The organism is Deinococcus metallilatus (genome assembly GCF_004758605.1).
Classification (GTDB): domain Bacteria; phylum Deinococcota; class Deinococci; order Deinococcales; family Deinococcaceae; genus Deinococcus; species Deinococcus metallilatus.
Genome location: NZ_CP038512.1, coordinates 803,691 through 822,176, shown reverse-complemented (window position 1 = coordinate 822,176; position 18,486 = coordinate 803,691). Strand labels below are relative to the sequence as shown.

Annotated in this window: 19 protein-coding genes; 13 read left to right on the top strand and 6 right to left on the bottom strand. The window is 70.9% G+C overall.

Annotated elements, in window-relative coordinates:
• Positions 1-42: 42 nt before the first annotated feature.
• From E5F05_RS21340 to E5F05_RS09890, 3 genes are read left to right on the top strand one after another with little or no spacing between them, the layout of a single operon-like run.
• On the top strand, positions 43-954 hold the full coding sequence (locus E5F05_RS21340; protein WP_164973428.1) for an Ig domain-containing protein: 912 nt from the start codon (positions 43-45) through the stop codon (positions 952-954).
• On the top strand, positions 951-1,769 hold the full coding sequence (locus E5F05_RS09895; RefSeq protein ID WP_129118457.1) for a hypothetical protein: 819 nt from the start codon (positions 951-953) through the stop codon (positions 1,767-1,769). The genes E5F05_RS21340 and E5F05_RS09895 overlap by 4 nt, the downstream gene beginning before the upstream one ends.
• Positions 1,766-2,302 carry a hypothetical protein gene (locus tag E5F05_RS09890; RefSeq protein WP_129118456.1) on the top strand — a complete coding sequence of 179 codons (537 nt, stop codon included), beginning with the start codon at positions 1,766-1,768 and terminating at the stop codon, positions 2,300-2,302. Before E5F05_RS09895 ends, E5F05_RS09890 begins: the two co-directional genes overlap by 4 nt.
• 49 nt (positions 2,303-2,351) lie before the next feature.
• On the opposite strand, the gene E5F05_RS09885 is transcribed toward E5F05_RS09890, so the two are convergent.
• Entirely contained in the window at positions 2,352-3,044 is a 693-nt protein-coding gene (locus E5F05_RS09885; RefSeq protein WP_129118455.1) for a YqjF family protein, read from the bottom strand.
• A gap of 130 nt (positions 3,045-3,174) precedes the next feature.
• On the opposite strand from E5F05_RS09885, the gene E5F05_RS09880 reads away from it, so the two are divergent.
• Together E5F05_RS09880 and E5F05_RS09875 are read left to right on the top strand one after the other, a co-directional pair.
• Positions 3,175-3,375 (top strand): RNA-binding S4 domain-containing protein, encoded by a 201-nt coding sequence (locus tag E5F05_RS09880; RefSeq protein ID WP_129118454.1) that lies wholly within the window; start codon positions 3,175-3,177, stop codon positions 3,373-3,375.
• Complete coding sequence (locus E5F05_RS09875; RefSeq protein WP_129118453.1) at positions 3,372-3,914, top strand: DUF1684 domain-containing protein; 543 nt, start codon at positions 3,372-3,374, stop codon at positions 3,912-3,914. The genes E5F05_RS09880 and E5F05_RS09875 overlap by 4 nt, the downstream gene beginning before the upstream one ends.
• Here E5F05_RS09875 and lepB read toward each other — a convergent pair whose 3' ends face one another.
• The gene (lepB, locus tag E5F05_RS09870) at positions 3,915-4,523 is read right to left on the bottom strand and encodes a signal peptidase I (RefSeq protein ID WP_129118452.1); all 609 of its coding nucleotides are present in this window, start codon (positions 4,521-4,523) and stop codon (positions 3,915-3,917) included.
• 89 nt (positions 4,524-4,612) lie between these two features.
• Between lepB and E5F05_RS09865 the strand changes: the two genes are divergently transcribed.
• Positions 4,613-4,945, top strand: coding sequence for an FKBP-type peptidyl-prolyl cis-trans isomerase (locus E5F05_RS09865; RefSeq protein ID WP_129118451.1), 333 nt, complete (start codon positions 4,613-4,615; stop codon positions 4,943-4,945).
• 55 nt (positions 4,946-5,000) lie between these two features.
• On the opposite strand, the gene E5F05_RS09860 is transcribed toward E5F05_RS09865, so the two are convergent.
• The gene (locus tag E5F05_RS09860; RefSeq protein WP_129118450.1) at positions 5,001-5,216 is read right to left on the bottom strand and encodes a hypothetical protein; all 216 of its coding nucleotides are present in this window, start codon (positions 5,214-5,216) and stop codon (positions 5,001-5,003) included.
• A 96-nt stretch (positions 5,217-5,312) separates the two neighbouring features.
• On the opposite strand from E5F05_RS09860, the gene E5F05_RS09855 reads away from it, so the two are divergent.
• Together E5F05_RS09855 and E5F05_RS09850 are read left to right on the top strand one after the other, a co-directional pair.
• A complete protein-coding gene (locus E5F05_RS09855; protein ID WP_129118449.1) occupies positions 5,313-6,797 on the top strand; it encodes a glycoside hydrolase family 36 protein in 1,485 nt (494 codons plus the stop codon).
• Between the two features lies 1 nt (position 6,798).
• The gene (locus E5F05_RS09850) at positions 6,799-7,758 is read left to right on the top strand and encodes a nucleoside hydrolase (protein WP_129118448.1); all 960 of its coding nucleotides are present in this window, start codon (positions 6,799-6,801) and stop codon (positions 7,756-7,758) included.
• Between the two features lie 12 nt (positions 7,759-7,770).
• Here the strand turns inward: E5F05_RS09850 and E5F05_RS09845 are convergent, their stop codons facing one another.
• Positions 7,771-8,229, bottom strand: a complete 459-nt coding sequence (locus E5F05_RS09845; protein ID WP_375791563.1) for a M67 family metallopeptidase — start codon at positions 8,227-8,229, stop codon at positions 7,771-7,773.
• A 95-nt stretch (positions 8,230-8,324) separates the two neighbouring features.
• Here E5F05_RS09845 and E5F05_RS09840 point away from each other — a divergent pair, with 95 nt between their 5' ends.
• Together E5F05_RS09840 and E5F05_RS09835 are read left to right on the top strand one after the other, a co-directional pair.
• Positions 8,325-11,360, top strand: a complete 3,036-nt coding sequence (locus E5F05_RS09840) for an FtsK/SpoIIIE family DNA translocase (protein WP_129118447.1) — start codon at positions 8,325-8,327, stop codon at positions 11,358-11,360.
• 322 nt (positions 11,361-11,682) lie between these two features.
• Complete coding sequence (locus tag E5F05_RS09835; protein ID WP_129118446.1) at positions 11,683-13,716, top strand: fasciclin domain-containing protein; 2,034 nt, start codon at positions 11,683-11,685, stop codon at positions 13,714-13,716.
• 57 nt (positions 13,717-13,773) lie between these two features.
• Here E5F05_RS09835 and E5F05_RS09830 read toward each other — a convergent pair whose 3' ends face one another.
• Entirely contained in the window at positions 13,774-14,619 is an 846-nt protein-coding gene (locus E5F05_RS09830) for a metallophosphoesterase family protein (protein WP_129118559.1), read from the bottom strand.
• Between the two features lie 50 nt (positions 14,620-14,669).
• Here E5F05_RS09830 and cysK point away from each other — a divergent pair, with 50 nt between their 5' ends.
• Positions 14,670-15,659, top strand: a complete 990-nt coding sequence (cysK, locus tag E5F05_RS09825) for a cysteine synthase A (protein WP_129118445.1) — start codon at positions 14,670-14,672, stop codon at positions 15,657-15,659.
• Positions 15,660-15,807: 148 nt separating this feature from the next.
• On the opposite strand, the gene E5F05_RS09820 is transcribed toward cysK, so the two are convergent.
• A complete protein-coding gene (locus E5F05_RS09820; protein ID WP_129118444.1) occupies positions 15,808-16,575 on the bottom strand; it encodes a DUF937 domain-containing protein in 768 nt (255 codons plus the stop codon).
• A gap of 208 nt (positions 16,576-16,783) precedes the next feature.
• Between E5F05_RS09820 and E5F05_RS09815 the strand changes: the two genes are divergently transcribed.
• Positions 16,784-17,614, top strand: a complete 831-nt coding sequence (locus E5F05_RS09815; protein ID WP_129118443.1) for an ABC transporter permease — start codon at positions 16,784-16,786, stop codon at positions 17,612-17,614.
• Between the two features lie 55 nt (positions 17,615-17,669).
• Positions 17,670-18,476, top strand: a complete 807-nt coding sequence (locus E5F05_RS09810; protein WP_241687115.1) for an ABC transporter permease — start codon at positions 17,670-17,672, stop codon at positions 18,474-18,476.
• Positions 18,477-18,486: the final 10 nt, after the last annotated feature.

Here is an 18,486-nt window from a genome sequence, read left to right as displayed (position 1 = left end):
GCGGACCGTTTCCTCCTCATCCGCACCCGCTAGACTGCGCGCATGCGACAAGCCCTCCCCGGGTGGACGGCGCTGGCCGTCGGGGCGCTGCTCGTCTCCTGCGGCAGCAACCCCACCAGCACGAGCGGCACGACCAGTGCCCGTGACCCCCTGTATTTCACGACCACCAGCCTGCCCGTCGGCTACCTGTCGGAAAGCTACGACGCGCCCGTGACCGTGGCGGGAGGGGCGGGGCCGTATGGCGTGCGGGTCGCTTCAGGCACCCTGCCCCCCGGCCTGAGCCTGCGAAACCTGCGCCTCACGGGCACCCCCAGCAAGACCGGCAGCTACACCTTCACGCTGGAGGCGTCCGACGCGAACCTCAGCAGCAAGGTGCAGGCCTACACGCTGAACGTGAGCGAGCTGCCGCCGCTGGCCCTGAAGCCCCAGCTCCCCACCGGCGAGCTGCGCGGCGAGACGCGCATTCCGCTGAACATCATCGCGCCCCGGTCGGTGCGGGCCGCGCGGGTGGTCTGGGACCTGCCCGAAGGCGTGACGGTCACGCGGGTGCAACCCGCCGACGCGGGCGGCGTGCTGTTCTGGAAACAGGCGGGGCGGACCCTGACCCTGGACGTGGGCTTCAAGACCGTGCCGCGCTCGGGCGCGCGCGTGGCGCTGATCGGGATCAAACCGCAGAAGGTGGTCACGCTCGACACCAACCGTTTCGCCTTTGAGGCCCGCGACGGTGACGGCAAGCTCCTCGCCGAAGTGAAGATGCCCGAGCTGCCCAAGCCCACCGCCCCCGGAACCCCGGCCAGCACCACCCCGGGCACGGCGACGCCGACCTCCCCCGCCACGACTCCGGCCACCCCCACCGGGACGCCGCCCGCCACTCCGGGAACCACCCCGGCGAACCCCGGCACCCCCACGCCACCCGTTACGCCCACCCCGACGCCGCCCGGAGGCTCCTCATGAGGCGGGCGCTCGCGCTGCTGGCGGCGCTCAGCCTGGGGGCGGCCCCCCGGACGGCACAGGCGACGACCGCGCCGCCTCTCAGCCTCACGCAACAGGCCAAAAAGGCTGACGTGATCGTTCGCGCTACTCTCGGCACCCCCAGCACCGTCAAGGAGGGCGAGGTGACGTGGCTGGTGTATCCCCTGACCGTCACCGAGACGGTCGCCGGGGACGCGGCCAGCCTGCCGCAACGGGAAGGCCAGCCCGCGCTGTACCTGCTGTCGGGAATGGAGGGCCTGCCCACCCTGCGGCCGGGGCAGGACGCCTTCCTGCTGCTCTACAGCAAGCGGCTGGACAGCCCCATCGTGGGGTTCTGGCAGGGCGTGTATCCGATTGAAAACGGCAAGGTCACGCACCCGGCTCCGGGAACCAGTCCGGCACTGGGGACCGGCACCGCAGTGGGCACGCAGGCCGCGACCACTCCCAGCGCCACTCCCAGCGCCACTCCCAGCGCCACTCCCACCACCACCAGCCCCACGACAGCTGCGGCCCCCCCCGGCATCAATGCGGCCAATCCCACCACGGGCAGCTCCTCCAGTTCGGCCTCCCCCACTTCGGCCCCTCCCAATTCGACTCCGGCGAGTTCGGCCTCTACCACCTCGACTCCGGCCAGCCCGGCTCCCGCTGGCTCGGCGCCCACCAGCTCACCCCCCACCGGCCCGGCTTCCGGCGCCCCCGGCACGGCCACCCCTCCCACCCCTGGCGATCTGGACGCCGCCCTGAGTGATCCCGCCAAGTTCCGTGACGCCCTGCGGGCCGCGCGGGAGGCCAAATGAAGGGCCGGAAGTGGCGGCTGCTGGCCCTCGCCTTGCTGCTGGGGAGCGCGCAGGCGGCGACCGTCAAGCTGCGCCCCCAGGGCGCGGAACTCGTCAAGGCCGTGCAGGACGCGCTGGCGGCGATCAGCACCAAGGAGACGCCCGTCACGCTGGACACCAGCGGCGGCCCAATCCTCACGCTGGGGGGGAGCGGGGCGACGGCCGTCCCGTTCAGCCCGGACGTGGCGGCCCGCACCTTGACTGTCGGCGGGGAGCGCCGCATCGAGTTCAACCCGCAGGGGCCGCTGCCTCTCGCGGACGCCGTGCGCGCGGCCCTGATGGACGAACTCGGCCTGAAGGACTGGACGCCCGCCGCCGCCCGCGTGCGCCTGAGCGGCGCGGACCTGAACGGCGACGGCGTGATCGACCTGACCGACCTGGCCCTGCTGATGAACAACTACGGCAAGTCCGGCGCGACCGTCGGTGACCTCAACCAGGACCGCAAGGTGGACGACGCCGACCTGAAACTGTTCAGCGCACAGTACAAGCCCTGAGGCGAGGACGGCGCCCCCGCCCCCGCCCCTTCTGCCCAGCTCAAGCTGGCTATCCCCTCTTCACGCTGCGGGGCGGCCAGCCCTTCACATGCACCACGCGGGCGTAATGGGCCAGTGGGGAGCCGAGCGCGCCGAGGCCCAACTGCCCGGGCAGGGTGCAGTCCACCACCTGCACCTCGGCGGCCTGGAGGGGCCAGGCTTCATGCTGCACGTCTTCCCGCCACAGCGCCCCGCCCCAGCCGACGGTGAACAGCGAGCGCCGTTCGGTCAGCCAGTGTTCGAGGGTCCCCGGCTGGGCGCGGAAGACCTCGCCGGTGGGGCGGTAGTGCAACCGGCACCGGCAAGCGGGATGACGGCGGCGGACACTCTGGAAGGCGAGCGCGTCTCCCTCGGGACGCAGGCTCGCCCGGGCCGTGAAGTACGGGAGGCAGAAGCCCAGGCGCGCACCCAGGACCGCGAGGGCGTTCGCCGCGTCCAGGCTGAAGGTCCAGATGCCCGCCCCACCGTTCACGCGGACATAGGTCCGCAGGTTCACCTGGGCGAAGTCGAGGGCGAAGGGCACGCCGCGCGGGCGAAACCCCGTCACGTCAAACGTGACCAGCCCCAGCCAGGCTTCCCCTTGCCACAAGTCCAGCGGCACCCGGCCCGGCAGGAACGGCGTCAGGGACGCGGCGGGCAGCGGCCAGTGCAGGAACACCAGGTCCCGCCACTCCATCTGCATGATCCAGGGGAAGTCGACCACCCGCCCTTCCTCCTCTCCGTGCGGCTTTCCCTGAGGGTAGCCGTGCAGGCGAGCGGCACATGAGCGCGGCCTTGAGGGGAAGGCGATCACCGGGACCGTGCGGCCCCTCCCCACCTGCTACGCTGCCCGCATGACGGAAGAGCAGGGCACCATCGACCTTCAGGACTTCCTGAAGCTGCGCGGGCTGGTCGAGACGGGCGGTGAGGCGAAGTTCCGGGTGCAGGGCGGCGAGGTCCGGGTGAACGGCGCTGTGGAGACGCGGCGGCGCAAGAAGCTGCGGCGCGGGGACATCGTGGAATACGCGGGCGAGCGCGTGCGGGTGGACTGGTGAGCGGCGCAGGCTACGCCGAGGCTGTCGCGGACTTCCGGCGCCGCAAGGACGAGCATTTCAGGGCGGGGCATGGGCCGCTCCCGGGCGAGGCCCTGCCAGGTTTCCGGGGCCTGAGCTACTACCCGCCCGACGAGGCCTGGAGCTTCATTGTCCCGGTCGAGCGGGCGGACGGCGCGGAGGTCACCCTCGGCACGAATACCGGCGAGCCCCGGGTGATGGCGCGGTTCGGAACCGCCAGCGTGGACCTGCCGGGCGGCCCGCAGACCCTCACCCTCTACGTGCCCCCCGGCGATGAGGCCCCAGCCCGCGTGTTCGTGCCCTTCCGCGACGCGACGAGCGGGACGGAAACCTACGGCGCGGGGCGTTATCTGGACGCGCCGCTGACGTGGGCGCCGGAGGGGCCGGAAGTTCGCCTGGATTTCAACCTGGCCTACCACCCCTACTGCGCGTATGGCGAGGGCTGGACCTGCCCTCTCCCCCCGCGTGAGAACTGGCTGACGGGGCCGGTGCGGGCGGGGGAACGGTCGCCGGAAGGCTAGCTAGCGGCGCACCAGTCCCGGATTCGGCCACAGGCGCAGGTTGGCGGGACCGGCCACGTCCCGCAGATCGACCGGACCGTAAGCGCGTGAGTCGAGGCTTTCCCCGATCAGGCGGTTGTCGCCCATGACCCACACCTTGCCGGGCGGGATATGCAGGGGCGGCTGGTCACTCAGCACGCCGTCATTCACGTAACTCTCCGCGAGGGGCCGCCCGTTCACGACCACCCGCCCGCCCTCGATGGCGACCGTGTCCCCGGGCAGCGCCAGCACGCGCTTGACGTTGTAGGGGCGGTGGCGCACGCCGTAGAGCGTCTCGTAGCTGTAGGGGCTGTCCGCCGGGGCCTTGAAGATCAGCAGGTCGCCCTGGCGCGGGTAGGCGGTGGGCAAGCCCCAGGCCCGCAGCCAGCGCGGATATTTCAGCAGCAGCAGCAGGTCGCCGCTGTGCAGGGTGGGATTCATGCTGTTGCCGTCCACCCGCGCGAGCGTCGCCACGAAGGTCGTGAAGAGCCACACCGGCAGCAGCGCCCCCAGCACCCAGACCCGCCAGAAGGACCGGAAGCCGCCGGAACCGGCACGGTCATCTGTGGGTGCCTGAGTCACGCGGCGCATGCTAGCAGGCGGTCCGGCGGGGCAGGGAACCTTCACCCGCGCTTCAGACTCCAGGGGCAGGGCGGGAGGCGAGGGGTACGCTGGACCGCATGACCAGTCAGGACCTGAAAGTCGAGAAATACCACGAGGGCAACGGCACGCCTGCCCAGGCCGGGAAGATGGTGCGCGTGCATTACACCGGCACGCTGGAAAACGGGCAGAAATTCGACTCCAGCCGTGATCGCGGCGAACCCATCGAGTTCCCGCTGGGCGTCGGCTACGTCATCCCCGGCTGGGACCAGGGCATCGCACAGCTCCGCGTGGGGGACAAGGCCCGCCTCACCATTCCCGGTCACCTCGCCTACGGCGCTGCGGGGGTGCCCGGCGTGATTCCGCCCAACGCCACCCTGATCTTCGACGTGGAACTGATGGACGTGCGCTGAGCGCCGCACCACACCGGCAGCGCCCCGCCTCTCCAGGTTCGGGGCGCTGTCCCGTTCAAGCCTGATCGTCCACGAGATTGTCCGGTTTGTAGTTGCCCTGTTCGTCCAGCATGCTGCCGCCCTCCAGCTCCACGCCGGGGGTACCGGGGCTGTCCTGCACGACACTCTCCTGCTCGGGAGTGGGGTAGGGGAACTTGGTCGCGCTCTCGGCGTCGGAGGCGGGCGGGGGGACCGGCACGTCGGTCCGGTCGTCGTCACGGGGTCCAGTCATGCCAGGCAGCGTAGGCGTGCCCACCACGGCCCGCATGTGCCCGGCGTAAAGCGGCGTTCACGGCCCGGCCCGCCGCCCGATGTGGAAGGCTGAGGCATGCCCGAACGCTTCCTTCCCATCTCTCCCGCCGACCTGCGCGTGCTGGTGAGCGGCTACCAGTCGTGGAGCGAGGCGGAACTGCGCTCCCTGACGGACCGCCAGTCGGTCCCGCTGATGCCCTGGCGACATCAGCAGGGCCACGACCCGGCCTTCCTGCCCAGCGGTGAGGCGGGGGTGTGGCGCAGTCATACGCTGATCGCCCTGATCCGGCCGGACGGAGGCGGCTGGGTGGGCTGCGCGCTGGACGCCGCCTCCACCTTCACCCACTGGGAAGCCCGCGCGGGGGGAGACGGCGTGCGCGTGACCTGCACGCTGGAAGGGCCGCCCGTCGACGTCGCCTGGGAGGAGACACCCGACGTGATCGGCAGCGTCGAACGCCTGAGCGCCGAACTGGGCCGCCGCATGAACGCCCGGACGCCCGCGCCGCTGCGGGTCTGGTGCAGTTGGTACTCGTACTACCGGAACGTGACGCTGGAGGCGGTGCTGGAAAACGCCCGGCTGGCCCGCGAGCTGGACCTCCCCTTCGACGTGTTTCAGGTGGACGACGGCTTCCAGGCCGACCTGGGCGACTGGCTGGAACCGAGCGCGCATTTCGGCGGCCACGTGCAGGAGCTGCCCGCCCGGCTGTCGGAGCTGGGCTTCACGCCGGGGCTGTGGCTGGCACCTTTTCTGGCTGCGCCCACCTCGCGGCTCTTCCGGGACCATCCGGACTGGATGCTGCGCGGCGAGGACGGGCGGCCTCTCCCGGTCGGCTACAACTGGGGCGGGCCGTATTTCGCGCTGGACACGACGCGCCCGGAGGTGCTGGCCTGGCTGCGGGACCTCGCGCGGACGGTGCGCGGGTGGGGCTTCCCGTACCTCAAGCTGGACTTCCTGTTCGGGGCGGCGCTGCCCGGCGTGCGGCATGACCCGGGCGTGGGGCGGGCGCGGGCGTACCGGAATGCCCTGGCCGCGCTGCGGGAGGGGGCCGGACCGGACGCCTTCCTGCTGGGCTGCGGCGCCCCACTGGCCGCCAGCACCGGGCTGGTGGACGCCATGCGGACCGGGCCGGACGTGGCCCCTTTCTGGGAAGAGGAATCCCGCCGCCTCTGGCTGGGGGACGCGACCGGGCCGGGTGCGCGCAACGCCGTGCAGACCAGCCTCTCGCGCTGGTACCAGCACGCCTGGTATCAACCCGACCCCGACGTGATGATCGCCCGGCGCGAACTCAGCCTGCTGGGGCACACCGAGCGCCACACGCTGCTGGGCCTGCTGGAGACGGTGGGCGGCCTGCGCGCGAGCAGCGACCCGCTCGGGCGGCTGGACCGGGAAGGACTGGCCCTGCTGCGGGCCAGCCTGAACGTCAGCACGCCCGACCGCCCCCGCACCCTCACGCGGAGTTTCGGTGGCGCGGTCACGCATTTCACCCGCGGCACCTTCAACCTGCTGAATGTGCCCGCTGGCGGCATCCCGCCCCACGGCTACCGGGAGCGGGGGGCCTAGAATGCCCGGCATGACCTCCTCTCCCCTCCCCGTGATTCTGGACGGCGACCCCGGGCTCGACGACGCCATCGCCTGGCTGCTCGCGCTTGCCAGCCCCGAGGACGTGCGGGTGCTGGGCGTCACGACCGTGCATGGCAATGTGGGCCTGAAGCTGACCACGCACAACGCCGGGGTGACGCTGGCGCTGGCGGGGGAGGCGGGGGCGCAGGTGCCCATCCATGCCGGAGCCGACCGCCCCCTCGTCCGCGCGCCCCTGACCGCGGCGGAGGTTCACGGGGACAGCGGCCTGCCCGCCTCTGGCCTGCCCGAGCCGACACGCGGGTTGGAGACGGAACACGCCGTCAATTTCATCATTCGCACCGTGCGCGAGCGGCCCGGTGAGGTGACGCTGGTGGCGACCGGGCCGCTCACGAACGTGGCGCTGGCCTTCCGCCTGGCCCCCGACCTGCCGGGCCTGCTGCGCGAGGTCGTGTGGATGGGCGGCAGCACCGGGCAGGGGAACCGCACCCCGGCCGCCGAGTTCAACGCGCTGGCCGATCCGCACGCCGCAAAGATCGTGCTGGAAGCGGGCGCACCCACCCGGATGTTCGGCCTGAACGTGACCATGCAGGCCATCGCCACCCCGCAGCGGGTGGAACGCCTGCGGACGCTGGGGAACCGGGCGGGGGCCGTCAGCGCGGAGCTGCTGACCTCCTATGCCGGGTTCTACCGCCAACGCTACGGGCTGGAAGGGGGCGCCCTCCACGACCCGGCGGCCGTCGCGGCCGTCCTGCGCCCCGACCTCTTCCAGATGCAGGCGCTGAACGTGCAGGTGGAGACGCAGGAGGGCCTGGATTTCGGGCGGACGGTGTGCGACCTGTACGGGGTGACCGAGCAACCCGCGAATGTGCAGGTGGGGATGAAGGTGGATGACGGGGCGTTCTTCGAACTGCTGCTGGACCGGCTGGCGCGGCTGCCCTGAAGCCCGGCCTGTTCAGTCCGCGCGCCCCTCCACCCGGAGCACAACCGGCGTCCCTTCCGGCAGGCGGTACGCCCGGAGCGTCCGGCTGCCGAGGTCCGCGATCACGTAAGGCACCGGGTACACCGCAAGCCGGGTATCCGTCGGGCTGGGATACGCCGGGCCACGTGGATGGCTGTGATACAGGGCCACCAGCGTCAGGCCGCCCGCCTGCATGGCCCGCAGCGCCCGCAGCAGGTGGCCGGGGTCGGCCAGGTACGTGCGCTCGGGGTCGGGCGACACGTTGGCGAGGGGATAGAGGGCGACCGCCTCCGCCCCTTCCCCGTCCAGGTGACCGCCGAGCGCACCGACGCACTCACGGGGCGCGTCACGTTCGGCGTGCGCCCACAGGGCATCCACCAGGACCGGCGGCAGGATCAGGGCCACCCGGCCATTATCGCGGGCCGGAGTGCGTTCGCGCCGCGCGCGCAGCACTGGCCGCAAGCCGGACCGCCCCCAGCCTGAGAAAACCGCGCTGGGCGCATGGCGACGGGCAGAATGGAGGCCGCGCGTACAGTACACTGGGCGCTATGGCGAAGGCTCGTGCAAAGGCGGCTCCACCCGTGAACCGCTTCGATGGGGAGGCACTGGGGCTGGTGCTGTTCGCGCTGGGCATCTTCCTGGCAGTCACCCTGGCCCTGCCGCAGTTCGCGGAGGGCGGCTTCATGACGCAGGCGCACGCGGCCTTGACCGGCTGGCTGGGCTGGGCCGCGTATCTGCTGCCGATCATCCCGGTCGCGTACGGCGTGCTGGTGTTCCTGGGCCGCGACCTCGCGGGCCTGACCCGGCGGGTGCTGGGCGGCGTGCTGGTGGTGGCGTCGCTGCTCGCCCTCCACGAGGTCCTGGTGCCGGGCGCGGCGGGCGAGGGGGCGTCCCGCCTGATGGCCCCGCTGACCACCACACTGGGGTACGCGGCGGCCCTCCTGCCGCTGGTCACCCTCACGCTGGGGCTGGAGCTGATGCTGCGTTACTCCCCCCTCACGTTGCTCAAGGCCTTTTTCCGGGGCCTGAGCGTGCTGCTGGGCGGCGCGACCTCCCAGGTGCAGAGCGCCATCGAGGCCCGGCAGGACGGGCGCGATTCCGCGCGGGCACGCACGCCGCTGCGCCAATCCCTCATGGCCCAGACCCGTGACCTGGACCTGCTCCGCAAGCTCTACCCCGATGCCCGCGAGCTGAAGGCGCAGCAGGGCGAGGTCCGGGCCGCGCAGCGTGAGCTCCGCTCCCTGGACGAGGGGGACCTGAAAGGGCTGGAACGCGACCTGGCGGGCTGGCAAGAGGTCACGAAGACCTTTGTCGGCCACGCGGCCCGCGACCTGCGCGAAGCGGTGGCGGCGGAAGCCCCGGGCGCGGGCGCCGACGCCGAGGCCACCGCGAACGAGGTCCGGACCGGGCGGCACGAGCTGCGGGTGGAGTTGCCCAGCACACTCGCCAGCGGCGCACTGGAGCGGCTGCGCCGGGGCCTGGTCACCGACCTGCAACGCCTCGCCCAGCGGGCCGGAAAGCTGGAACGCGACCGCCAGGCCGCCGAAAAGGCGCTGGCAAAACCCGACGCCGGGGTGCTGGCCCGCGAACTCCCCGCGCACCGCGAGCGCCAGAAAGCCTGGCAGGAACTCGCCGAGGACTTCACGACCTGGCGGGGCCGCGAGCGGCATTACCCCGGCTGGCCGGACCTGGCCGCCGCCTTCGACCGCGCCCCCACCGAGCTGGCCGCCGCCCTGGCCGAGGCTCTCGCTGGCGACCCCGACGGCACGCTCAGCACCCAGGAGGAATGGCGGGCCCGCCTGGACCGCGCGCAGAAAGAGGCGCTGGAACGCGCACAGGCGATGGCCGTGCACGCCCAGGTCAGCGCGCCGGGAGGGGACCCCCTTCCCGCCCCCACCCTCGATTTCGACTTCACGGCGGTTGACCCGCAGGAAGCGCAGGAGGGCCGACCGGAGGAGCCTTCTCCCCTCCCCGCCTCCACCACCGTCCTGACCGCCGTCCCGCCCCGGCCGGAAGTCCTGCTTGAGCCGGGGGGAGTGCAGGCCCAGCAAGACGAGGAAGAGGAGGAGGGAGGCGCGGCGCCCTGGGAAAGCGCGCAGCCGGAACGGCGCCGCCCGGCCCAGGGCGCGGTCGACATCGCGCTGCCCGGCTACGACCTGCTGGACCCGGTCCCGGCAGCGGCGCTGAACACGGCGCAACTGGACGTGGCGGCCCGGCAGCGGGCGGCGGTGATCGACCAGACCCTGCGGCACTTCAACCTCCAGGCGAAGGTGGTGGATTTCGCGCGGGGGCCGACCGTCACCCGCTACGAGATCGAACCCGCCCCTGGCGAGAAGATCAGCCGGATCGCCTCTCTCTCCAACGACCTCGCGCGGGCACTGGCGGTCGGCGGCGTGCGCGTGGAGGCCCCGGTCCCCGGCAAGAGCGTGATCGGCCTGGAAGTGCCCAACGCCGAGCGCGAGCCGGTCACCTTCCACCAGGCGGCGGCGGCCCCCAGCTTCCGGAGCACGCGCGCCAGGCTGCCGATCATCCTGGGCAAGAGCATCGACGGCGAACTGATGGTCGGGGACCTCGCCAAGATGCCGCACCTCTTGATCGCCGGTTCCACCGGTTCCGGCAAGTCGGTCTGCGTGAACACCCTGATCACCAGCCTGCTGTACCGCTACCTGCCCACCGAGCTGCGCTTCCTGATGGTGGACCCCAAGATGGTCGAACTCACGCCCTACGACGGGATTCCCCATCTGGTGCGCCCGGTGGTGACCAACCCGATGGACGCGGCGGGCGTGCTGCTGGGGGCGGTCGCCCACATGGAGCGCCGCTACAAGATGATGAGCCAGGTCGGGGCCAAGAACCTGGAACAGTTCAACGCCAAGATGCGCCAGGTCGGGGAAGACGAGCTCCCGCACCTCGTCATCATCATCGACGAGCTGGCGGACCTGATGATCACCTCCCCGAAGGAGGTCGAGTCCGCGATCATGCGCCTGGCGCAGATGGCGCGCGCGACCGGGATGCACCTGGTCCTCGCCACGCAGCGGCCCAGCGTGGATATCCTCACCTCCCTCATCAAGGTGAACGTGCCCGCGCGCATCGCCTTCGCGGTCAGTTCCAGCCACGACTCGCGCACCATTCTGGACAGTGTGGGCGCCGAGCGGCTCACTGGGATGGGCGACATGCTGTTCTATCAGCCGGGGCTGGTCAAACCGGTGCGCCTCCAGGGGCCGTACATCAGCGAGGTCGAGTCCGCCCGCATCACCGACGAACTGCGGCGGCAGGTCTTCGACGACGCCTTCGGGGAAGCCTACGGCACCGACTTCGACGGCACGGTCGAGGCGAGCGGCCCCAGCGTGGACAAGGGCAACATGGACTTCAGTGATCCCCACCTGCGCCAGGCCGCGCTGATCTGCATCGAGGAGGGCCAGGGCAGCGTGTCGAGATTGCAGCGCCGCCTCTCGGTCGGCCACGCCCGCGCGGGCAAGCTGATGGATATGCTCGAAGCCATGGGCATCGTCTCCAAGCACCAGGGCAGCAAGCCCCGCGAGGTGCTGATCACCGAAGCCGACCTGCCGGAGTATTTCGGGCGTTAGGCCTGCCTCCCGTTCAGACGGCTGCCCGGCTCGCGAGAGGGCAGCCGTCCTGTTTGGGGCGGGGCCCCTCGGGACGCGCTCGGCAGGCTGGGGCCAGCTCTGGTCTGTCCAGGCGACCCGGTCCCAGCCCTGACTACACCCGCATTCCCTTGAGCAGCGCCCACAGCCATCTCAACGTCAGGCCCGATGAGGCCGCCATGAGGCCTGGGCCAAGTCGAACCGATGGTTTGTTTAGATGTTCTGTCTGAATCCCAGCGTAAGTTGCTTTTTGTGGACCAGTGGTGAAGATTGGGAGGCGGACATTTCAACCCGAGGTGAACTCATGAAGAAGCAGACCAGCCTGATCACGCTCAGCCTGATGCTCGCCACGCCCGCCCTGGCCGGTGGGGCAGGCGCGCCCGCTCCCAAACCCCCGACGGCCAGCGGTTGCCGCAGCATCGCGCAGATCATCATGAATGATCCGCAGTTCAGCACGCTGCTGACGGCCGTGCAGGCCGCGGGCCTCACCCAGACGCTGATGGGCGGGCAGTACACGGTGTTCGCGCCCACCAACGCCGCCTTCGCCAAGTTGCCCAGCGATACCCTCGCCGCGGTCCTGAACGACCCCGACACGCTGGGAAGCGTGCTGCTCTACCACGTGGTGCCGGGCAAGGTCATGTCCAAGCAGGTGATGGGCCTCAAGAGCGTCAAGTCGGCCCAGGGCGCCAACCTCACCGTCCACATGAATGGCAACCGCGTGATGATCAACAACGCGAACGTCACCCGCGCGGACCTGCCCGCCTGCAACGGCGTGGTTCACGTGATCGACATGGTGCTGGTGCCCCCCATGCTCGCCGGGACCCCTGCACCCGCGCCAGCGCCCGCCCCGGCTCCGGCGCCCGCTGCCCCCGCCCCGGCTCCCATGACCACGGCACCAGCCGCTCCGGCGCCCGCTGCCCCGGCGGCATTCGATGTCACCCGGATTCCCGCTCTCCCGCTGAGCGGCGCGACGGTAAACAGCACCGGCATGTCCACGACCGGGACGACGAGTACCGAGGCGACCGGCACGGCCACGACCACGGGCACCACCACCGAGACGAACACGGCGACCACGACCGAGACGACCACCACCACCGGAACGGCGGGCACCGAAGCCACCGGCACGGCCACGACCGGAACGACGGGGACCGATACCACCGCCACCGGCACGGCCACCACGGATACGTCCGCGACCACGGCCCAGGCCAACACGACCGAACAGGCCAACACGCTGTATGACGTGATCGTGGCCGACGACCGCTTCAGCACGCTGCGCGACCTCCTCAGCGACGCGGGCCTCACCGAGATGCTGACGAACGGCGAATACACCATCTTCGCCCCCACCAACGAGGCCTTTGACGCCCTGCCCGCCGACACGCTGGCGACCCTGGAGGCCAACCCCGATCTGCTGCGGCAGGTGCTCTCCTACCACGTGGTTCCCGGCCGCATGACCGCCGAACAGCTGTCCAGCGGCACCTCCCTCAATGCCCTCGCAGGCGGCGCCCTGCCCCTGAGCATGAACGGCACCACGCAGATGGTCGGCCCGGCCAGCGTGACCGATACCGTCACCACGGCCAGCAACGGCACCATCTACGTGATCAACCAGGTGCTGATGCCCCCCGGCCTGACGCTGCCCGCCCCCGCCAGCACGACCGACACCAGCAGCACCGCCGCCACGGGGACGACCACCACGGGCACCACGGATACGAGCAGCACGGCTGCGGCTGGGACGACCGCTACCGGCACCACCGGCACGGCGACCACCGGGACGACCGCGACGGGCACGACCACCACGGGCACCACCGGCACAGCGACGACCGGCACCACGGCTGCGGCGACGACCGCCGTGACCGCCACGCCCGCACCCGGGACGCCAGCCGCCAGCACGACGGCTATCGGGACGAGCAGCAACACCACGCTGGCCTCGCTGATCACCACCGACCCGCGCTTCAGCACACTCGCCACCCTGGTTCAGCAGGCGGGGCTGGCCGACACGCTCGCCGGTGGGACGTACACCATCTTCGCGCCCACCAACGAAGCGTTCGCCAAGCTCGCCCCGGCCGACCTGTCTGCCCTCTCGGCTGACCCGGCCCGCCTGAAGCAGGTGCTGCTGTACCACGTGGTCCAGGGCCGCATCACCGGGACCGCCCTGGCTGGCAGCCCGCAACTGACCAGCGTGCAGGGCGGCGCCCTGACCCTGACGCGCTCGGCCAATCCCGAACGCACCATGATCGGCAATGCGATGAGCAGCGCGATCATCCTGCCCGGCTCCTCCATCGACACCGGCAACGGCACGCTGTACGTGATCGACACCGTGCTGATGCCGCCCGCCCCCTGAACGTTCTCTCCTGTCCCCGAAACCGTCCGCCCTGCGCGGGCGGTTTTTTCGGGGCTTTCAGGACCGGGGCAGGAGCTGCTGGCGCTGAAAGGCGGCCCAGGTCTGCGCGTCGCGGGGGTGGCCGTGCGCCTCGGTCCACATCCAGTAAGGCGTGTAGAGGCTGCGGGCCGTGCGGACCTCGTCGCGGAAGATCTCGGCGCTGAGGCCGGTGCTGAGCAGGCCGCTGGTTTCAAACCGGCGCAGGACGCCCGCACGGTCATAGGGCACGGCGCGGAACTCGGGCACCCATCCGGCGGGCGTGGCGGTCAGCAGGAGGTACTGGGCGCGCGGGTCGCCGTTGGCAGGGGCGCCGACCGCGCCGGTATTCAGCACCAGCACACCCGCGCGGGTGGCCTGCGCCGGGCGGTGGATGTGCGAGCCGACGAGGACGCCCGCCTGGCCCGCGAGTTCCGCCACCCGCGCGGGGTCGGTGCGCTCGCTGAGGCTTTCGCGGTAGTGGGCGGGCGTGCCGTGGGCGATCAGCACATCGGGCAGGTCAGGCGCGGTCAGCGTGAGGGTCATGGGCCAGTCCTGCGGCACGTGCAACAGGCCCGCGCGGTCGAGTTGCGCGGCGCTCCAATCGGTCGCGCCCCAGAACGGATCGGTGAACCAGTCGGCGGGGAGAGTGTCGCTGCGGGCTTGCCACAGCCGCAGCAGGTCGTCATGGTTGCCGAGGGTAAAGGCCACGTCATCCCGCTCCAGCAGCAGGGCCAACGCCTCGGCCGAGTCCGGACCCCGGTTCACCACGTCGCCGTTCACGACGATGCGCTCGGCGCCCTGCGCTTCCGCGTCGGCCAACACAGCCCGCAGGGCGTCGGCATTCCCATGGATGTCGGCGATCAGGGCCAGGCGCACGGGGCGCATTCTAGGGCCGATCATGGTCTGGCAGGCCGCACCGCTTTACACTTCAAAGTATGATCGACGCGCTGGTAGGAAACACCCCGCTCGTGCAGCTCACGCGGGTGGTCACGCCCGACATGGCGGACGTGTTCGTGAAGCTCGAAGGCCAGAATCCCGGCGGCAGCATCAAGGACCGCACCGCCCTGGGGCTGATCGAGGACGCCGAGCGGCGGGGCGTGCTCAAGCCGGGCGGCACCATCGTGGAGCCGACCAGCGGCAACACCGGGATCGGGCTGGCGCAGGTGGCGGCGGCCCGGGGCTACCGGCTGATCCTGTGTATGCCCGCCCAGATGAGCGAGGAACGCAAGCGCACGCTGACCGCCTACGGCGCCGAACTGGTCCTGACCGACCCCGAGCGCCGGATGCTGGCCGCCATCGAGGAGGCCGAACACATCGCGCGGGAGCAGGGCGCCGTGCTGCTGGGCCAGTTCACCAACCCCGCCAACCCCGCCATGCACGAGCGCACGACCGGCCCGGAGCTGTGGCAGCAGATGGACGGGCGGATCGACGCCTTCGTCTATGGGACGGGCACGGGCGGGACCATCAGCGGTGTCGGCCGTTACCTCAAACGCCAGGACCCGGACATCCGGGTCGTCGCGGTGGAACCCGCCCGCAGCAACGTCCTGAGCGGCGGCGAGCGGGGCGAGCACGGCTTTCAGGGCATGGGGCCGGGCTTCATCCCCGAAAATCTCGACCGCAGCGTGATCGACGAGGTCGTCACCGTCTGGGAAGAGGACGCCTATCCGCTGGCCCGCCGCCTCGCCCGCGAGGAGGGGATTTTTGTGGGCATGAGCAGCGGCGCGATGGTCTGGGCCGCGCTGGAAGTCGCCCGCCGCCTCGGTCCCGGCAAGCGCGTGGCGACCATCGCCGTCGATACCGGCGCCCGCTACCTCACGACCAGCCTGTTCCACGAGGAACGCACCGGGACGCCCAGGGGATACCAGCCCTACTCGCGCGAGAAGGTGGAAGTGGCGCCCGAAGTGGGTGAAGCGGCGAACTCCTGATTTCGGTCTGAAGCTGGGACGGCGGCTTTTCGGCCCCAGCCGGTGTTCGGGGCGACCCTCTGTTGCTTCACCTCCGCCCTTTGCCAAAAAAGAGGGAAGGGCCGCCCCGACAACTGGCAGCCCTTCCCTTTCTCGCTGAACGCTCTCCCTACCGCCGCTGGCCGCCGAACATGCCGATCAGGTCATTGAGGGCGTTGCCGTCGCCGTCACGGTCGAGGACATTGTTCAGGGTGCCGATCATGCCGCCCATCTGTCCCGTGCTGGCGTGGCCGGGCTGTCCCGCCGGGTTCTGGGGGTAACCGGGCAGGACGGAGCCGCCCGTCACATCTCCCTGATTCTGAGGCTGGGTGTACCCGGGAATGACCGGGCCTTCCCCCAGACTGCCGCCCTGCGTCTGCACCTGGGGTTGGGAAGGATGACCTCCCAGAATCCCCCCCAGGCCGCCCCCGCCCAGAATGCTGCCGAGGATGCCGCCCAGACCGCCCGACTGACCGCCCGCCTGCCCCTGTGTCTGCCCCTGCCTGCGGCGGCTGAGATAGGCCAGCACCAGCGGCGCGACCATCGAGAGGATCTGCAAGGCGAGCTGCGGGTCGATGCCCGCGCGGCGGCTGACGGCGTTCGCGGCGGCCTGCTGCTGGTTGCCGAACACGTGACCCAGAATCTTCTGGCCTTCCTGCATGTCGGGCATCTGCCCCTGGCCGAAGAGGTCGAGGGCCTGACCGTCGTGCTGATCCAGGGCGCCCGAGAGCGCCTCGGCCCCGCCGGGCGTCTGGGCGTTGCGGGTCATCGCGCCGAGCAGCAGCGGAACGGCGGCCTCCAGCGCGGCCTCGGTCTGCTGGGGCGAGGTGCCGAGGCGGCTGCCGACCGTCTGCTGGGCCTGACCCAACCCGCCGAGCATATTGAAGATGTCCATCATGGGAGTTCCTCCTGTAAAGCCCGAAATTCAACCCCAGCCTACGGGGCGGCCGTGAGCGGGAGGAGCGTGGGCATTGAGGGTTCCCTGACGTTTGCGGCCTGCCCGCCTCCGCCATCCGGCGTATGTGCAGCCCCCCCGCGCCCCGCGTATCCTCCCCATTCCCGGTTCGGCACCGTGAATTCAGCAGAGGGAGAAAAGGGGAGGGACCTTGAATGCGGCACTTCTGAGACGCGAGGGTGGCCTGAGTCTCCGGCAGTACGGGGCGGCGGCCCGGCTGAGTTTCCGGCGGCAGTTCGCGTACCCGGCGGCGACGTTCTGGGGCCTCCTCACGAACCTGTTTTTTGGGGCGCTGCGGGTGGCGGTGCTGCTCGCGCTGTTCGGCCTGAAACCGCAGGTGGCCGGGTTCACCCCAGCCGACGCCGTCACGTACACCGGGCTGACGCAGGCGTTTCTGGCCGCTTTCAGCCTGTTCGGCTGGTACGACCTGATGCGGACCGTCCACCGGGGCGAGGTCGTGACCGAACTGCTGCGCCCGCACAGTTTCCTGGGGTTTTGGATGGCCCAGGACGCGGGCCGGGCGGCGGCGCAGTTCTTGCTGCGCGGCGTGACGATTCTGGCGCTGTACGCCGCGCTCTGGGGCCTGAACTGGCCGGAGGGCGCGTCCGGCTGGCTCCTGACCGTCCTCAGCGCGGGGCTGGCCTGGGCCTGCGGCTTCGCGTTCCGGTTCCTGGTGAACGGCGCGGCCTTCTGGTCGCCGGACGCGGTGGGGATCGGGCGCTTCGCCTGGGCGCTGATGGGCCTGGCCTGCGGGTTCCTGATGCCGCTGGCCTTTTTCCCGGCGTGGTTCCAGACCCTCCTCGCCTGGACACCCTTTCCCAGCATGATGAACTCCACCGTCGAGGTGTGGCTGGGCCACGTGAGCGGCGCGGCGGCCCTGCGCGTGCTGGGTGTGCAGGCCGCGTGGACGGTGGTGCTGCTGGGGCTGGCACAGTTCGTGCTGGCGCGGGGGTTGCGGCGGCTGGAGGTGGCGGGTGGCTAGGCGGTCAGCTTTCAGCGGTCTGCCGCCAGCAAACGGGGGCCTGCTGCCTTCCGCTTTGCACCTTCTGCGTCTGTATTTCCGCCTGCTGGGGGCACAGGTCCGCTCGCAGCTCGCCTATCCCACGGCCTTTGTGCTGGACGCCCTGGCGGCGGCGCTGGTGACCGGGGCGGAGTTCTCGGCCTTTGCGCTGGTGCTGCCGCGCTTCGGCGGCCTGACCGGGTGGACGCTGGGCGAGGTGGCGCTGCTGTACGGCCTGGCGGAACTCGCGTTCGTGCTGATGGATTTCCTGTTCGGGGGCTTCGACGCCCCCAACCTCAGCGCGCACGTCCGTACCGGCAGTTTCAGCACCTTCCTGCTGCGGCCGGTGCCGCTGCCCGTGCAGGTGTTCGGCTCGGACTTCGCTCTGCGCCGCCTGACGCGCGTGGCCCTCGCCGCTGGGATTGCCCTGTACGGCGTCTCGCAGGTGGATGTGGCGTGGAGCGCGGGGGACGTGCTGCTGCTGGCCGGGAGCGTTCTGGGCATGATCGCCTTTTTCGGCGGGCTGTTCGTGGTGGGCGGCACCCTCACCTTCTGGACGGTGGAGAGCGTCGAGGCGATGAACGTGATGACCTACGGCGGGCGCACGCTGATCTCCTATCCCATGAGCATCTACGCCGAGTGGCTCCGCAAGACCTTCACGTACCTGATTCCCGCCGCGTTCCTGAGTTACTTTCCCGTGCTGCACCTCCTGGGCAGGCCCCTGCCGGACGGGTTGCCGGGCTGGGCGGCCTACCTCTCCCCCATCGTCGGCCCGCTGATGCTCGCGGCGGCCTTCGCGTTCTGGCGGGTGGGGGTGCGGCAGTATCACGGGACTGGCTCGTAGCGTGTGGCGC

What these genes read in the sequence shown, in the direction of transcription:
- E5F05_RS09890 (WP_129118456.1), top strand. Translation starts at nt 1,766, where the DNA reads ATGAAGGGCCGGAAGTGGCGGCTGCTGGCCCTCGCCTTGCTGCTGGGG.
- E5F05_RS21340 (WP_164973428.1), top strand. Translation starts at nt 43, where the DNA reads ATGCGACAAGCCCTCCCCGGGTGGACGGCGCTGGCCGTCGGGGCGCTG.
- E5F05_RS09855 (WP_129118449.1), top strand. Translation starts at nt 5,313, where the DNA reads ATGCCCGAACGCTTCCTTCCCATCTCTCCCGCCGACCTGCGCGTGCTG.
- E5F05_RS09850 (WP_129118448.1), top strand. Translation starts at nt 6,799, where the DNA reads ATGCCCGGCATGACCTCCTCTCCCCTCCCCGTGATTCTGGACGGCGAC.
- E5F05_RS09835 (WP_129118446.1), top strand. Translation starts at nt 11,683, where the DNA reads ATGAAGAAGCAGACCAGCCTGATCACGCTCAGCCTGATGCTCGCCACG.
- E5F05_RS09895 (WP_129118457.1), top strand. Translation starts at nt 951, where the DNA reads ATGAGGCGGGCGCTCGCGCTGCTGGCGGCGCTCAGCCTGGGGGCGGCC.
- E5F05_RS09860 (WP_129118450.1), bottom strand. Translation starts at nt 5,216, where the DNA reads ATGACTGGACCCCGTGACGACGACCGGACCGACGTGCCGGTCCCCCCG.
- E5F05_RS09880 (WP_129118454.1), top strand. Translation starts at nt 3,175, where the DNA reads ATGACGGAAGAGCAGGGCACCATCGACCTTCAGGACTTCCTGAAGCTG.
- E5F05_RS09840 (WP_129118447.1), top strand. Translation starts at nt 8,325, where the DNA reads ATGGCGAAGGCTCGTGCAAAGGCGGCTCCACCCGTGAACCGCTTCGAT.
- cysK (WP_129118445.1), top strand. Translation starts at nt 14,670, where the DNA reads ATGATCGACGCGCTGGTAGGAAACACCCCGCTCGTGCAGCTCACGCGG.
- E5F05_RS09865 (WP_129118451.1), top strand. Translation starts at nt 4,613, where the DNA reads ATGACCAGTCAGGACCTGAAAGTCGAGAAATACCACGAGGGCAACGGC.
- lepB (WP_129118452.1), bottom strand. Translation starts at nt 4,523, where the DNA reads ATGCGCCGCGTGACTCAGGCACCCACAGATGACCGTGCCGGTTCCGGC.
- E5F05_RS09830 (WP_129118559.1), bottom strand. Translation starts at nt 14,619, where the DNA reads ATGCGCCCCGTGCGCCTGGCCCTGATCGCCGACATCCATGGGAATGCC.
- E5F05_RS09820 (WP_129118444.1), bottom strand. Translation starts at nt 16,575, where the DNA reads ATGATGGACATCTTCAATATGCTCGGCGGGTTGGGTCAGGCCCAGCAG.